The sequence below is a fragment of the Anaerotignum propionicum genome (genome assembly GCF_024461735.1).
GTDB lineage: Bacteria > Bacillota > Clostridia > Lachnospirales > Anaerotignaceae > Chakrabartyella.
The window spans coordinates 90,247-107,031 of record NZ_JANGAD010000006.1 but is presented as its reverse complement, the minus strand read 5'-3'; the positions used below and the strand labels follow the sequence as shown (position 1 = coordinate 107,031).

General features: G+C 37.1%; 12 protein-coding genes and 1 other annotated feature (1 of these 13 only partly in view). Of the genes, 7 read left to right on the top strand and 5 right to left on the bottom strand.

What is annotated here, in order from left to right; genetic code table 11:
* The first annotated feature begins 264 nt into the window (after positions 1–264).
* From NE558_RS09410 to NE558_RS09385, 6 genes are all read left to right on the top strand, one after another.
* Positions 265–1,836: an ABC transporter ATP-binding protein gene (locus NE558_RS09410; RefSeq protein ID WP_256149784.1), complete on the top strand. Its 1,572-nt coding sequence runs from the start codon at positions 265–267 to the stop codon at positions 1,834–1,836.
* Positions 1,826–2,938, top strand: a complete 1,113-nt coding sequence (locus NE558_RS09405; protein ID WP_256149783.1) for an ABC transporter permease — start codon at positions 1,826–1,828, stop codon at positions 2,936–2,938. The genes NE558_RS09410 and NE558_RS09405 overlap by 11 nt, the downstream gene beginning before the upstream one ends.
* Entirely contained in the window at positions 2,938–3,882 is a 945-nt protein-coding gene (locus tag NE558_RS09400; RefSeq protein ID WP_256149782.1) for an ABC transporter permease, read from the top strand. The genes NE558_RS09405 and NE558_RS09400 overlap by 1 nt, the downstream gene beginning before the upstream one ends.
* A 70-nt stretch (positions 3,883–3,952) precedes the next feature.
* The gene (locus tag NE558_RS09395) at positions 3,953–4,894 is read left to right on the top strand and encodes a nucleoside hydrolase (protein WP_256149781.1); all 942 of its coding nucleotides are present in this window, start codon (positions 3,953–3,955) and stop codon (positions 4,892–4,894) included.
* Positions 4,891–5,823, top strand: coding sequence for a nucleoside hydrolase (locus NE558_RS09390; protein WP_256149780.1), 933 nt, complete (start codon positions 4,891–4,893; stop codon positions 5,821–5,823). Before NE558_RS09395 ends, NE558_RS09390 begins: the two co-directional genes overlap by 4 nt.
* Before the next feature lie 421 nt (positions 5,824–6,244).
* Positions 6,245–7,507, top strand: coding sequence for an MFS transporter (locus NE558_RS09385; protein ID WP_256149778.1), 1,263 nt, complete (start codon positions 6,245–6,247; stop codon positions 7,505–7,507).
* Positions 7,508–7,645: 138 nt separating this feature from the next.
* Here the strand turns inward: NE558_RS09385 and NE558_RS09380 are convergent, their stop codons facing one another.
* The gene (locus NE558_RS09380; RefSeq protein ID WP_256149777.1) at positions 7,646–8,191 is read right to left on the bottom strand and encodes an NADH peroxidase; all 546 of its coding nucleotides are present in this window, start codon (positions 8,189–8,191) and stop codon (positions 7,646–7,648) included.
* Between the two features lie 203 nt (positions 8,192–8,394).
* Here NE558_RS09380 and NE558_RS09375 point away from each other — a divergent pair, with 203 nt between their 5' ends.
* The gene (locus tag NE558_RS09375; protein WP_256149776.1) at positions 8,395–11,304 is read left to right on the top strand and encodes an insulinase family protein; all 2,910 of its coding nucleotides are present in this window, start codon (positions 8,395–8,397) and stop codon (positions 11,302–11,304) included.
* Positions 11,305–11,499: 195 nt separating this feature from the next.
* Here the strand turns inward: NE558_RS09375 and NE558_RS09370 are convergent, their stop codons facing one another.
* From NE558_RS09370 to leuS, 4 genes are all read right to left on the bottom strand, one after another.
* Positions 11,500–11,964 carry a GNAT family N-acetyltransferase gene (locus NE558_RS09370; protein WP_256149886.1) on the bottom strand — a complete coding sequence of 155 codons (465 nt, stop codon included), beginning with the start codon at positions 11,962–11,964 and terminating at the stop codon, positions 11,500–11,502.
* A 148-nt stretch (positions 11,965–12,112) separates the two neighbouring features.
* The gene (locus NE558_RS09365; RefSeq protein ID WP_256149775.1) at positions 12,113–13,288 is read right to left on the bottom strand and encodes a murein hydrolase activator EnvC family protein; all 1,176 of its coding nucleotides are present in this window, start codon (positions 13,286–13,288) and stop codon (positions 12,113–12,115) included.
* 89 nt (positions 13,289–13,377) lie between these two features.
* Positions 13,378–14,043 carry a 4'-phosphopantetheinyl transferase family protein gene (locus tag NE558_RS09360; RefSeq protein ID WP_256149774.1) on the bottom strand — a complete coding sequence of 222 codons (666 nt, stop codon included), beginning with the start codon at positions 14,041–14,043 and terminating at the stop codon, positions 13,378–13,380.
* Positions 14,044–14,121: 78 nt separating this feature from the next.
* Positions 14,122–16,533, bottom strand: coding sequence for a leucine--tRNA ligase (gene leuS, locus NE558_RS09355; protein WP_256149773.1), 2,412 nt, complete (start codon positions 16,531–16,533; stop codon positions 14,122–14,124).
* A gap of 156 nt (positions 16,534–16,689) precedes the next feature.
* Positions 16,690–16,785 (bottom strand) — a binding site (T-box leader); it runs 123 nt beyond the window's last position.

The window sequence follows — 16,785 nt, the reverse complement described above, 5'->3', positions numbered from 1 at the left end:
TTATCAAAGCGTTTGAATGCTGGTAAAATGTAGGGGGGCTTTTATGCTCCCCTTTTACCTTTAAACAAATAACTTCCTTTAATTTACTTTTATTGTTTAATTTTGACAATGTTTGAATGAAATTGTTAAATTAAGCAGTATCATGCAAATTGAAAAAAATTTTTTAGATACAATTTAAAGAATTTTTTTGAAGGTGCATGGTTAAAAAAAGTAAATGGACTTTCTGCTTAATTTAAAGAAATGCAAAAGAGGAGGGGAACCGCAATGTCTGACAACAACGATTTCGTTGTTCAAATGAAAGGGATCACCAAAGTTTATCCAAACGGGATTGCCGCAAATCAAGGGGTTGACTTTAGTGTAAGACGTGGAGAAATTCATGCGCTTATGGGTGAGAACGGTGCCGGTAAATCTACGTTAATGAAAATGCTTTTTGGATTAGAACAGCCTACGGAAGGCGAGATTATCATTAATGGGGAAAAAGTATCACTTTCATCGCCAACTGTGGCAATTTCTAAAGGAATCGGTATGGTGCATCAGCATTTTATGTTGGTACCGAGCTTAACTGTAGCCGAAAATATGGTTTTGGGGATGGAACCAAAGCAAGGGAATAAATTATTTATCAATTACAAAAAAGCAGTAGAAATTACAGAGGAATTTTCAAAAAAATATAACCTCTTTGTAGATCCTCATGCAAAGGTAAGAGATATCCCTGTTGGCATGAAGCAAAAGGTTGAAATTCTAAAAGCATTGGTGCGTGGGGCGAAAATACTTATTCTTGATGAGCCAACCGCCGTATTAACAACACAAGAAACAGAGGAATTATTCAAAGAATTGATGCATTTAAAAGAACAAGGCTATACTTTGATCTTCATTTCTCATAAGTTGAACGAAATCAAACAGATTACAGATAGACTTACCATTATGCGTAGTGGCAAATCCATGGGCGTACATGAAACAGCTGAAATTACAAAAGAAGAAATTTCTCGTTTGATGGTTGGTCGTGATGTAGTTCTTACGGTTGAAAAAGAACAGGCACAGCCTACAGATATCGTTTTAAGCGTGCGTGATTTGGAATATACCAATGATTGGAATAAAAAAATGCTTGATAAACTCTCCTTTGACGTAAGAAAAGGTGAAATATTAGGAATTGCTGGTGTTGAAGGCAACGGTCAGCGAGAATTGGTTGATATGCTTTTTAACTTAAATGTTCCTGATGATGGTGCGGCAACTGTAAATGGGAAAAACATTTTAGGTCGACCCCAAAGAGAAATTCGAGATATGGGTGTTTCTTTAATTCCTGAAGACAGAATGACATTTGGTATTGCAGGCACCGGTACAATTGAAGAAAACCTGATGAGTGACCGTGCTGCTGATAAAAAGTATAACAACGGACCCTTATTCAATTTGAAGGCCATGCATGAGGATAGTGATAAGCTGATTAAAGATTACAAAGTCCTATGCAAGTCTCGCAGACAGCAGGTTGGTATGCTTTCCGGCGGTAATATTCAGAAGGTTGTTGTTGCCAGAGAATTTTCCAGCGAACCTATTTTGATTATTGCAGATCAGCCTACTCGAGGCATTGATGTTGGTGCAACAGAGTTTATTCGCAAAAAATTAGTTGAACTAAGCCGTGAGGGTGCTGCGGTTCTTTTGGTTTCTGCCGACTTAAACGAAGTAATGGAGCTTTCCGATAGCTTAATTATCATGTATAACGGTAAAATAGCCGCTTATTTTGAAGATACAGCTGTTTTAAATGACACCATTATGGGTGAATATATGCTAGGTTTAAAACAACAAAGTGCTGAAGAGATAGGAGGAGTTATACATGGAAAATAAGCGTCAAAATATGTTTGAATTTTTCCGTGGATTCGTAGCAATTGCCATTGCGATTCTCGTTGCTTTTATTTTAATTTTAATTTGTGCTGATGATCCCGGTAAGGCTTTGGAGTGTTTGTTAGTTAAACCGATTATTAGCAATGGTGCACTAAACGCTAAATCAATTTTTACGATTTTTGCTCGTATGACACCAATTATTTTCACTGGTTTGGCGGTTTGCGTTATGTTCTCTGCCAATCAGTTTAACTTGGGAGGCGAAGGTGCAGTAATGCTTGGCGGTTTTATAGCTGCTGTTATCGGTATCTATCTTCCTTTGGGCGCAGGTGTTCATGTTTTTGTTGCAATATTAGCAGGTGCAATCATTGGCGGATTGGTTATGATTGTTCCCGCTGTAATTAAGGTTAAGTTAAAAGCCAGTGAGATGGTGTGCTCCTTAATGATGAATTACGTTATTATGTTTATCATATTACATTTTTTGAATAATGTTTTTGCAGATAGAAGCAAAGGTGCTACCCAGACGTATCCTTTTTTGGATACCGCTACAATTCCTAAAATGATTCCAAACACAGAGTTGTCTTGGGGATTTGCAATAGCAATTATTGCAACCATCATTGCTGCATATTTTATGCATCGCACACGTTGGGGATACTCCATCCGCATGATTGGTATTAACGAATCCTTTTCTAAATATTCAGGCATGAAAGTTGGGGGGATCATTGTTTTATCTCAGGTTATTGGTGGTATGCTTTCCGGTATGGGTGGCGCTATTGAAATGCTGGGTAGATATAAGACCTTCCTATGGCTTGATTTGCCGGGATATGGCTGGACAGGTATTACCGTTGCAATCCTTGCTAAAAATAATCCCATTATGATTCCATTTGCTGCATTCTTTATCTCTTATTTGAATAGAGGATGTGAACTTATGTCTATTTACGCAGGAGTTCCTGCTGAAATGATTGATATTATTCAGGCTGTTATCTTCCTATTCTTTGCGGCAGAGCATTTCCTCTCTGGCACACGTCAGAAGATTGTTGTAAAAGACGCAAAAGAAGAATTGCAGAAAAAACAACTGGAAACAGCAAAGGAAGGGGGTAATGCATAATGTTTGAACAGTTAATTAATATGGTATTTTCCGCCAGCTTTGGCTATTCCATCATTCGTATTACTTCTCCTATTTTATTTGCTGCTTTGGCGGCAGTTGTCGCTGAAAAGGGCGGTGTGGTAAACATCGGTCTTGAAGGAATTATGATGATTTCTGCATTATTTGGCGTGCTATTTTCCTATTGGACAAACAGTTGGCTGCTAGGCGTACTGGGTGCTGTGGTAATAGGTATTTTAGTGGCAATGATAATGGCTGTATTCGCATTGAAATTGAAAACCGATATCATTCTATCGGGTATTGCTGTCAATTTATTAGGTGGTGGAGGTACGGTTTTCTTGCTTTACCTTTTTACAGGTTTAAAAGGAAATACTGCAAGCCTTACAACACCTAACATGCTGACGCCTAAGATTCATATTCCTTTATTAAAGGATATCCCTGTAATTGGACAAATTTTTTCTGGACATTCAGTGTTGACTTATGTTGCGTTCCTTCTGGTATTCCTCGTTTGGATTTTACTGTATAAAACAGCAATGGGACTTAGAATTCGTGCTGTAGGTGAAAATTCTCATGCGGCAGATAGTGTTGGCGTTAGTGTGCTGAGAACACAGTATATTGCATTAGCAATTTCTGGGGCTTTAGCAGGCTTGGGCGGTGCATATATGTCTATGTATTATTCTCAAAGTTGGAACATTGGTATTGTTGCAGGTCGTGGTTTCATTGCTTTGGCTGCCCAAGCAATGGGGCAAGGTGAGCCTGTTGGTGCAATGTTGGCATCCTTATTATTCGGTTTCGCCAGTGCATTGGGGAGTAAGATGGAGGGTATGCAAGGATTTTCCTCATATCTGGTGGCATCTATTCCCTATGCGGTTACGATTATCGGTTTGGTCATTTATGCTTTGAGTACACTGAAAAGAGTAAAGCGTTTTAGAGATAAGGCAAAATAATAATATTCCTGAAAGTTGGCGGGGGACATACCTTGTCAACTTTTCAAGTATAGTAAATAAGGAGGATAACATGAAGAGGATTCCTATTATTTTAGACGGAGATCCAGGACATGATGATGCCATTGCGTGGGTATTGGCGAATGCTAGTCCGGTTCTTGACATTCGAGCAGTTACATCTTGTTGTGGTAATCAGACAATCGAAAAAACAACATACAACGCCCTTCGTATTTGTACTTTGATTAACCTGCATGTTCCAACCGCAAAGGGTCGTGTTAGACCTTTGATAGCAGAACCCATTATTGCACCAACGGTTCATGGTGAATCTGGTTTAGATGGCCCAGAGCTGCCTGAACCTGATTTTGAAGTTGTTAATATGGATGCAGTTACCTTGATGGCTAAGATCATTCAAGAGAGTGATGAGCCTATTACAATTGTGCCTACAGGCCCATTAACAAACGTGGCAGCGCTATTGTTGGCTCACCCAGAATTGAAAGGAAACATTAAGCAGATTTCACTGATGGGTGGCGGTGTGCAGTACGGCAATTGGACACCTGCGGCAGAATTTAATATATTAGTAGATCCTGAAGCTGCTGATGTGGTATTCAAATCCGGAATACCAATTATTATGGCAGGTTTGGATGTAACGGAAAAGGCCATGATTTTTCCTGAAGATTTTGAGCGTATCCGTGCCTTGGGTAATCATGTTGCCATCATTGTTGCTGAATGGTTGGAATTCTTTTATCAATTCCATAGAACCTTGGGTTACGAAGGTGCACCTGTCCATGATGCAGTGGCAGTGGCTGCCTTAATTAAACCAGAAATTATGGAATCAAAAGATTTATATGTTGAGGTAGAGACCACGGGTGATTTCTGTAAAGGCGCAACGGTGGCTGACTTTGATCATGTTTTAGATGTAGTTCCAAATGCTAAAGTATTGATGGGTATTGACAGACAAGCATTTGTCGACCTGTTAGTAGAAGCAATCAGTGTATATGGGGAGGTGGCGAAATGAATCGTTTCCCAGTAATTATCGACTGTGATCCAGGTGTTGACGATACAGCGGCGTTGTTGTTGGCAAGCCGCTTAGAAGAATTGGATATACGTGCAATTACAACTGTGGCTGGTAATGTTGGTGTTGATAAAACAACGGCAAATGCTGTGAAAGTAAGACATGCTATGGGCAAAGACATCCCCATTTATATGGGAGCAGACAGACCAATGTTTCGCGAGCCTGTAACTGCAGAGAAAATTCATGGAGTCGATGGATTTGGCGGGGTTTCCTATCCTGCTGAAGTAACAAACACAAAGATTGAAGAAGAAAAAGCATGGGATGCCATTTATCGTATTGCAAAAGAGTGCAATGGCGAATTGGTTATTATCGCAGTTGGCCCTATGACAAATCTAGGAATTGCTTTATCCAAATATAGCGAACTGCCTAAGCTCATTAAACGTATTGTTATTATGGGTGGAGCTGCAATCGGCGGCAATGTGACACCCTCTGCTGAATTTAATTTCTACGTTGACCCGGAATCAGCAGATATGTTGTTCTGCTGTGGCGTGCCGGTTTATATGTGTGGTTTAGATGTGACCTTAAAAGCTTATTTAACTCCAGAGGAGCTTGAAGAAATCGGTTCTTTAGGTTCTTTTCAGGCAAAAATTTTTCGAGATGTTATGCAGGGCGGTCTAAGACATTATCTAGAGTTGGGTTATAAAGGTGTGGCCTTACACGACCCTGCGGCAGTATTATACGCTGTAGATGACAGTATATTTGAAACCCATCATGTGGGCATCCGAGTAGAAACAAAAGGACAAATAACCCTTGGTAAATCGGTGACAGATTTATATAGTGATAAACAGTTTGAGCATAACGCTTATATTGTGACCAATGTAGATCGTCAGGCATTCCGCGATAAAATTAAAAACCTAATGTCTAAATTTTAAAGAGCAATCCCTTATCCTATAAACGGATAGGGGATTTTTTTTGATAAAATTTTTATTAAATAATTTTTGACTCCTTTATTATGAATCGAAATAATGTTGCTCAACAATAAATTCCTTTTTTATTTTTCTCAATTTCCTTGACAAAAGAAAAAAGAACAAATAATATATTTATATAGACTGACAGTCGGTCAAAAAAAGTGTTATTACTGTTTCAATTTTGAGGAGAGTCTTTTTTAATTTAATTGGAGAAATAGATACACTTCTAAATGATTTCTGTAGATGAACTAAAGCAGATTTTTTGATCAATAGACATTCTTTTTATATTAGACAAAAGGTTTTTTGTTTCATCTTTGAAGATATTAATACACTTCTTTTTAAGGAAAAATGACAGACTGATCTTTCAGTGGAAATGGAGAAAAATATGAAAAACTTTATAATTATATGGATAGGTGAATTGGTATCCAGCATTGGAAGTGGCATGACAGCATTTGCTTTATCTATTTACGTATATCAGCTTACTGGAAGCGTAACTTTCGTGTCATTAATCACATTATTGGCATTTATGCCAACAGTATTGCTCAGCCCATTTGGAGGGATTTTGGCGGATCGGTATGATCGTAGGCTTTTAATGATATGTGGTGATGTATTCTCAGGCCTAGGATTGCTTTATATACTGGTCAACTTAAAAACGGGAAATCAAAGTATTCTACCAATCTTAATTGGGGTAAGTATTAGTTCCATCTTCGTATCTTTAATGGAACCTGCCTATCGGGCAACTGTGTCCGATTTGCTTACGGAGGAGGAATATGCAAAAGCAAGTGGAATGGTACAAATGGCCGGAAATGCAAAATATCTAATTTCGCCAGCACTTGCTGGATTTTTGCTTCATATTTCAGATATTAGTCTAATTTTAATGCTGGACTTCGGAACATTTATTATTACAGTCTCATCTGTTCTCATTGCAAGAAGTCATCTGCAAAAACCAATAAAAAAAGAGGCAAAAAATAGTTTTGCTAAGGAATTCCAAGAGGGCTTTCAAGTGGTTTCGAAAAACAAGGAAATACGTTCCCTTATCATAATTATGACAATGATGTGTTTCTTTTTAGGCTTTATTCAAACACTGACTGCGCCAATGATTCTTGCTGTAAGTGATGCAAAAACAGTGGGCTATATTGAATCAATCTGTGCAGGTGGTATGCTGGTAAGCAGCGTCTTTATCGGTATTTTTGGCATTAAAAGTAATCAGTATAGAAAAGTGTTGATACTGTCTGCTGTATTGTGCGGTCTTTTTATGGCATTGGTTGGTGTGAAAACCAATTTATACTTTGTTTCTTTTATGTTATTTATGTTCTTTCTAACCCTTCCTTTCATTAACTCATGTGCTGAGGTACTTCTTCGCCTAAGCATACCCAATGAATTACAGGGAAGAGTATGGGGATTGGTCAGCTTACTCACACAAACTGGTATGATTATCGCATTTGCCAGTTGTGGCGTGATTGCAGATGTTGTTTTTGAACCAATGTTTCAAAATTCAGGGCTTCTTGCCGATAGCATTGGAAAAATAATTGGAATAGGGCAGGGGCGAGGAATCGGGTTTATGCTAATTCTATCAGGCATCGGTATGGTTCTGTCAATGCTAATTCTGGGAAGAAAAAGCTATCTGCGCAGGTTAGAATCGAAATAATAGAAAATCCTATAAGATGGATTTATAATATATGGTACTGAACTTCAGAAGCTCAGATATTAATTCATGAACAAGAAATTAAAAACCCCTGACCATAGGTACTTCCTATTGTCAGGGGGTGAATTATGTCTTAACTCATTATTTACCGAAGTATCTGTTCAGAAGACCTTCGAAAGCCTTACCGTGTCTAGCTTCATCACGAGCCATTTCATGTACTGTATCATGAATTGCATCCAAGTTTGCTGCTTTTGCACGCTTAGCAAGATCAGTTTTACCAGCAGTTGCACCATTTTCAGCATCAACTCTTAATTCTAAGTTTTTCTTGGTTGAGTTTGTAATAACTTCGCCTAACAATTCTGCAAATTTTGCAGCATGTTCAGCTTCTTCCCAAGCCGCTTTTTCATAATACAAACCGATTTCAGGATATCCTTCTCTATGAGCAACTCTTGCCATTGCTAAATACATACCAACCTCGGTGCATTCGCCTTCAAAGTTTGCTCTCAAATCCTTCATAATATCTTCACTAGCGCCCTGAGCAACCCCAACAACATGTTCAGCAGCCCAAGATTTTTCGCCGCCTTGTTCGATAAATTTTTCAGAGCCTACCTTACAAACTGGACAGATTTCAGGTGCGGAATCACCTTCATGTACATAACCACAAACGGAACAAACAAATTTCTTCATATAATTTTCCTCCTTGAATTTTTAATATTATTTACTAACTAATAATGATTATAAACTAACGACTTCTATTTGTCAACACAAAATTTTAAATATAGAAATTTTTTCTTTCCTGTGATAAACTAATGATTGCATTCTAATATTGCTTAAGAAAACAAAGATGAATTTACTATAACTATTTGCAAATGAAATAAGGAGGTTCTTATATGGAATTAAAGCTTAATACAGTGATGCATGGCTTCTTACTAAAAGACAAAGAAGTTATATCAGACATTCATGGAGAAGGATATTTATTTGAACATCTAAAAAGTGGAGCAAGGCTTATCTATATAAAGGCAAAAGATGATAACAAGGTATTTTCTATTTCCTTTAAAACGCCTCCTGAGGATGATTGCGGTACCCCTCATATTTTGGAGCATTCTGTACTATGTGGTTCCAGAAAATACGCTTCAAAGGATCCCTTCAATGAGTTGGCAAAAGGATCATTAAATACATTTTTAAATGCCTTGACTTATGCGGATAAAACCATGTATCCCATTGCCAGCTGTAATGAGGAGGATTTTCATAATTTAATGGATGTTTATTTGGATGCTGTTTTTTATCCTAACATCTACACAAAAAAAGAAATATTTATGCAAGAAGGTTGGCGGTATATTGTCAATGAAGAAACAGGACAGCTTGACATTACAGGCGTAGTTTATAATGAGATGAAAGGAGCTCTTTCTGATCCTGAAAGCTTACTGCAAGGGGCTATCTCTAGGAACTTATTTGGTAAAACCACATACGGCTTTGAATCCGGTGGAGACCCTGCCTCAATTCCGGATTTAACTTACGAAGCGTTTCTTGCTTTTCATAAGAAATACTATCATCCATCAAATTCCTATATTTATTTATATGGTGATATGGATATAGATCGTTGTTTAGCCCACATTGGCGATGGATATTTGAATGATTTTATGCGAACCATTGATTTGCCGGAAATACCGGAGACAAAAGGTAATAATTTACAGACATCATCAAAAGAAACCTATCCAACTGATAGTGATGAGGAAAAAGGGTATTTTGCATACTCTGTGAACGTTGGTCTATGTACGGATGAAGAGCTCACAATGGCCTTACAAGTACTATCCTATGTTTTGTTGGAAACAAATGCCTCTGTGATAAAAACTGCTCTAATGGAAGCTAAAATTTGTGATGATGTAGAAGGGTGGTTCGACTCCTCAACCTTTGAAATGCTGTTTAGTATCGTTGCAAAAAATGCTGATTTGTCCAAGGTTTCTGAATTTGAAAAGACAATTAATAAAACGCTTGAGGGCATACTTCGAGATGGACTTGATCAAGAATTATTGTCCAGCAGCCTTAGAAGGCTTTCGTTCTTATTGAAGGAAGAGGATTATGGCTCAACACCAAAAGGATTAATTTATGGAATGAAATTAATGAAGAGCTGGTTGCATGGGAAAAATCCATTTTTCTGTCTACGGCATTTTGAGACTTTGGAGAAACTTAAAAATCCAAATTATGATTGGATTAGCTTAGTTGAAAACCATATCCTGCATAATGAAAAAAAGAATATTTTGGTCTTTTCCCCAGATAGAGATAAGGAAAAGGAAATACAAAGGGCCTTTTTACAGAAAATGCAAGACAAAAAGGCTTCTTTCACTGAAGAAGATATGATGCAAATAAAGGAAGATACGAGAAAACTTGAGATTTTCCAGCATACAGAAGATTCTCCAGAAATTCTTGAGCAGATTCCCATATTGCAGTTATCTCAGATTAATCCCGCACCTTCTATTCCTGTATACACAAAAAGCAGGGTAGGAGAGGGGAAACAAATTTTTGTCCCAATGCAGAGCAATGGAATCATTTATTTGAAATTACATTTTGATGTGGATTCCTTAAATGAAGAGCTTTTACCTTATGCAGGACTTTTAACAGATGTCCTAGGAAAACTGGATACCAAAAAATATTCATATCAACAATTACCTATGGTAACCAACAAAGTTTTTGGTGGACTATCTTTTCAAAATGATGTCTATAGTGAGAATACGGAAAATTATACGGGATTTTTAACTTTGAAAAGTAAATTCTTAAAAGAAGATATTGCTGAAGTTGCTGAATTGACAAAAGAGATTCTTTTAAATACGAATTTTAACGCCCTGGATAGTCTGAAAAAAATTATTCGTGGAGCTAAAATAAAAGGTGAAAACTATCTCCTTAATTATTCTCACTTAGAGGCGATACATTTTAGTGTTGGCCAACTGTCCAATGGAGGAAAAGTAAATGAGATTACAAGTGGAATTGATTATTTTCATTTCCTAGTTAACATTGACAAGTTGCTTTCTCAAAAACCTGAAATTGTTATTGAAAATCTAAAGAAAACTGCAGAATGTTTATTTACGCAAAAAAGTTTCTATATTTCCTTAGGCTGTGAAGAAGATGATTTAGATAAATCTATTGAATTGCGTGATTATATTTATAAAAATTTAGAACCTGGAAAAGATAGGAAATTAAAGAATTTCTCTTTCGATAAAAACCCATCATCCATTGGATTTACAGCGAACAGTACCGTGCAATACAATATTTTTTCAGCAGATTATAGAAAACTGGGTTATAACTATACTGGGAAAATGCAAGTATTGAGAACCATTTTAAATTTAGAATATCTTTGGAACGAAGTACGCGTTAAGGGTGGCGCTTATGGAAGTGGTTGCAGCTTCCAGCAAAATGGAATTTCCTATTTTTATTCCTATCGAGATCCAAACGTGACCGAGACCTATGAGATTTATAAGGAATTATGGAAAAAAATTGGAAATTTCTATGCTACAGACAGAGAAATGACAAAATATATATTAGGTACAATTAATCGATTAGATCAACCTAAAACAAATGCAGAAAGACTCAATGACGCAATAAATAAAGAATATCGGGATTTTCCAGAAGATTTTGAAATCATGGAAAGAAATCAAATCATACACACAACAAAAAATGATATTTTAGAATTTTCAGTTTTATTAAGAGATATTTCTAAAGTTAAAAATTATTGCACAATTGGTGGCGAGGGAAAAATAATTGCTAATAAAGATTATTTCGATTCTATACAAAAACTAATACCATAACATAGACAAGAAAACCCTTATGGAATATTACCATAGGGGTTTATTGTTAATATTAATAACAGCTATAATGCTATAGCAAAATTTCAGATTGCAATATCATTGACAAAACATTATATAGAAACAAACAGGGGGATAGCTATAACTATTCGCAAAACGACACTTTTACGAATAGTTATGTTTGTATTTTATATTATCTTAGATAATCCAGCTATATAGTCTCTGTATTTCTTTACCTTTAATAAAAGTATTAAATTCTTCTTCAAATCGTAAACCATACTTTTCATATAATCCCTCATGAGTCGTATATAAAAAAATTTGTTTTATTCCAAGTTGCTGACAATTATCCTTGGCTGATTTCATCAAAAGATTTAAATATCCTTTGCCTCTATGTGGTTTATCAATATAGACATTAATAAGCCATGGATAAATATCCGGCCGAACATCAATATCCATTACAGACAATTGGTATACACCTATCAATTCTTCATCAGCTAACAATATATACGTTTGAGGTATTCTATCTTCACACAATGAATGCAATACATAAGCTTCCATTTTATCGCTGCTAAAGCCTTCCTGTTTTCCCCACCAGTGATAAAACCAAGAGCTGATTTTTGTAATATAGCATTTATCATCTTTTTTGAGCCGTACAACACGCACATTCAATTAAAAAGCCCCCATTTGTTTACATAATATAATTATGGTATCCTGATAATCCTTGTTTAAAAAAACACCCTCACAAAGCACTATCTATATTCATATAGGCCATCTGTGAGGATGTTTCATCAACAATATTCTTTTTTAACAATTAACGACTAATATTTTTAACGCCTAAGTAAGATTGAGGATTAACATATTTGCCATTTACTAAAACTGAGAAATGACAATGGTTACCCGTTGAAATTCCTGTACTACCACATTTTGCAACGGTCTGCCCTCTTTTTACCATTGCGCCCTTCGATACAACAAGAGAAGAGTTATGTCCATATAGTGTGGAGAGTCCGCCGCCATGATCAATGATAATGGTATAGCCATAGCCATTCATCCAACCGGAATATGTAACCTTCCCAGCTTCTGCGGCAACAATAGCTGAACCATATGGTGCAGGAATGTCATAACCACTATGATTCTCGCTTCTTCCTGTAACAGGATTCACTCTATGCACAAAACCACTGCTTAAGCTTGAGGAAGACGCCGATTTTGCAGGTACCGGCCATCCTAAAGAGCCATTTCCAGTATAATATGGTGTAGAGCTACTTGTTTGCTGAGCAATCAAGTTTAAAACCTGTTGATCAGCCTTTGCATTTGCAGCAATTAATTGCTCCTGCTTCTTTACATCTTTTGCATAAGACGCCATCAAAGCTTCTTTCTCTGAAATGACGCTCTTCATACTTTCAACTTTTTCCTTTTGTACTTTCACCACTTCAGCCTGAGCCGCATGGTTTTTTGCAATCTCTTCTTTCTTGGTCTGAATTGTTGTTTGAATTGCTTGCAGCTGATCCAAAATATCTTTATCAAAAGACATAATATCATTCACATACTGCATTCTTAAAAATAAATCAGAAAAACTTTCAGCCTCCAAAAGAATTTCCAGATAGCCTGAAGAACCCTTTTGCTGCAAAAAACGCATGCGACTGCCCAAAAGCTCAAATTGTCTATCTCTCTTTGCAGTTGCTTCTACTAATTCTTTTTCAGTGGCCTTTAAAGATGCAGCCAGCTCATCTAAATCTGATTGCGCATTATCCAACTCTGCTTGCAAACTATTCATAACCTTATCCATGGCATCAATTTCTTGTTCCACAGTTAACTGCTTGTTCTTTAGGTTTGCAATTTCCTTTTTTGCTTTGTCCGTCTGCTGTGACAGTGTCTTTCTTTTTGCTTCTAATTCAGCAACAGTAGCAGCACCCGTCTGATAGGTAGGAAAAACACCGATGGCTAGAAAAGCCGTTAAAACAAGGCAAGTAGCCTTTTTTAGTATTTTCATTATTTAAACCTCATTATTATCACAATTTGTCTCTTTATATTATACAGATTTTGTGACAATTTTCAACTTTAAAACACAATTAAATATTTTTAATTTTCAATTAAAATATTCCAATCTATTTTTTTAACCTCCTGAGGAAAATTCCCCCGTTCGTTACATAAAGAAATCATATAATCTTCCATCTGAAACGATTTTAAACACAATTTTTTACCTTCTATAAAGATGATATTTCTGTTTCGCAACCCATCCATTACAGTAAAGCTGTTAAAGGGATATGTGATACCTGTACCCATCCATTTTGTTACGCTTTCTTTCCGGGTCCATAGTTGAAAGAAAAACGCTTTTTTATTTTCATCATCTAATTCATAAGAAAATTGCTCTTCTTCCGGAGAAAAAATTTTTGCAACTCTCGGTAAGCGATCCCGCATTTTTTCAATATCACAACCAACGGATTCAAGAGAAAAACCGCAAATTGCAAACTGCCCAGAGTGAGACAAGCTAAAGTAATATTCATGATTGGGTAAATATAGCATGCCTTTTTCTGTTATTTCAATCTCATTATAAAGAGCGATTTGATTCAACTTTGAAAAAGCATACCTCAATAAAAGACCCGCACATAAAGAAAGACGTTTACTTTCCTCTTTCATCATTTTTTCAACTTTGGCTCTACGTTTCTCCCCCACAAGCTCCATAGCAATCTGAAATTTTGCAGTATCTTTTAATACATCCCCATCCATCATCAGTAATTCTACCATTTCAATCACCTCATAGCACAAAAAGCAGAGCTGCTAGAGAACAAGCTCTCACAACTCTGCAATAATAGTTCAATGAATTTACTTAACAATGAGATTTACGATTCTACCGGGTACATAAATCTCTTTTACAATTTCTTTTCCATCTAAGCGACTACCTAAAGTCTCTTTTGCCTGTGCCAATACTGCTTCCTTATCGGCATCAGCGGAAATCTCCATGGTTCCTCTTAATTTACCACCAATTTGAATAGCGATTTCAATGGTATCCTGTACAAGCTTACTTTCATCCACTACAGGCCAGCCAGCGGCAAAAACGGAGTCCTCATGACCCAATTCCTTCCAAAGCTCCTCAGAGATATGAGGTGCAAAGGGAGCTAACATAGTAACCACTGTTTCCAAGGTTTCCTTTGAAAGACCGCCCTGTTTTTTGGCAATTTCATTAAATTTATTGGATGATTCCATAAAACCGCTGACAATTGTATTCATTGTCAAAGCTTCTAAACGGCTGGTAATATCAGCAATCATCTTATTGCAAACAAATGCTTCTTCTTTGCTTGCTTGCACAGGTGCATCTTTATAGGAATAAACCATTTTCCAAATTTTATTTAAGAAACGGAACACCCCATCAATACCGCTATCGTCCCAATCGCAATCCATTTCAGGAGGGCCAACGAACAATTCATACATTCTCAGTGAGTCACAGCCATATTTTTCAACCAATTCGTCGGGAGATACCACATTACCCAAGGATTTACTCATCTTGCCGCCATTCTTGGTTATCATACCTTGGTTAAACAGCTTCTGGAAAGGTTCTTCAAAAGGAACCGCACCAATGTCATATAAGAATTTTGTATAGAAACGAGCGTACAGTAAGTGCAATACAGCATGCTCGATACCACCAACATATAAGTCAACAGGAGCCCATTTTTTCAAAGCTTCCATACTTGCCAATTCTTTATCATTATGGTTATCTACATAACGCAAGAAATACCAGCTGGAACCTGCCCACTGTGGCATGGTATTTGTTTCTCTCTTTGCAGGCTTGCCGCAAACAGGGCAAGTTGTATTCACCCACTCATCAATATGAGCCAAAGGAGATTCTCCTGTATCCGTAGGCTTGTAGGATTCTACTTCTGGAAGCAGAACAGGCAACTGATCTTCGGGAACAGGAACAGCCCCACAGTGATCACAATGGATAATAGGAATAGGCTCACCCCAATATCTTTGTCTGGAGAATACCCAATCGCGCAATTTATAGTTTACTGTTTTCTTACCAATTCCCTTTTCTTCCATCAAATGAGGCACTTTTTTCTTGGCTTCAAATGCCTTCATTCCATTCCAATCACCGGAATTAATAATAACACCGTCACCAACATATGCTTCGGTTAAAGGCTTCTCTTCTTCTCCTTCAGGCAAAATAACCTGAATAATAGGCAATTCAAATTTTGTGGCGAACTCAAAGTCACGTTCATCATGAGCAGGTACACACATTACTGCACCAGTACCATAATCCGCCAATACATAATCAGCAACCCAAACAGGGATTTCTTTACCATTCACTGGATTTACACAATAAGTGCCAGTAAACACACCTGTTTTTTCTTTATCTGTCATACGGTCAACAGAGGATTTTGTGGAAGCGTCAAAGCAATATTTCTTCACGGTTTCCTCATATCCAGGGGCAATAAAATCATCAATTCCTTTATACTCAGGAGCCAAAACCATAAAGGTACAGCCAAAAAGTGTATCAGGTCTCGTTGTGTAAACAGAGATATTTTTATCACTTCCGCTTACTTTAAACTCTATTTCAGCACCGTAGCTTCTTCCAATCCAATCAGACTGCATTTTCTTTACTTTATCAGACCAATCCAACTTCTGTAAATCTTCCAATAATCTGTCTGCGTAAGCAGTGATTTTCAGCATCCATTGACGAAGATTTCTCTTTGTTACTGTAGAACCACAACGTTCACAAGTACCGCCGGCAGCTTCCTCATTCGCCAAAACGCATTTACAGCTAGGGCACCAGTTTAAAGGCATTTCTTTTTCATAAGCTAAGCCTTTTTTAAACATTTGAACAAAAATCCACTGGGTCCATTTATAGTAACCCGGGTCTGTTGTATCAACTTCTTTATCCCAATCATAAATTGCGCTGATTTCGTGAAGCTGACGCTTTACGTTTGTAATGTTATTTGCAGTGGCAATACGAGGATGCATATTATTCTTAATTGCAAAGTTTTCAGCAGGCAAACCAAAGGCATCCCAGCCCATGGGGTGAAGCACCTGATAGCCCTGCAAAACTTTGTATCTGCTGACAACATCGCTTAAAACGTACCCTCTCCAGTGACCAACATGAAGCCCTGTACCAGATGGGTATGGGAACATGTCCAGACAATAAAACTTAGGCTTTTTGTCATCCTCTACATTAATAGGATTCTTCTCCCATTCATCACGCCACTTTTTCTCAATTTCACCAAATTCATAGCGACTGTTCATACAATCTCCTCCTTAATAAAACAAGCTCCCAAACAATCTATTTCCTAAACATAGCCCAAATTTCAGTATAATTATTCAGATTTATCAAACAGAAATAAATACACCTTATAAGGTCTGGAAATTTTTATACCAAAAAATAAAAAAACCTTCGTCTCAGTTAGAGACGAAGGGATACTCCGTGTTACCACTCTAGTTTGCCAAAAGGCACACTCAAAACCGATAACGGTGGCAGCCGTTGCCGCCTACTAATCT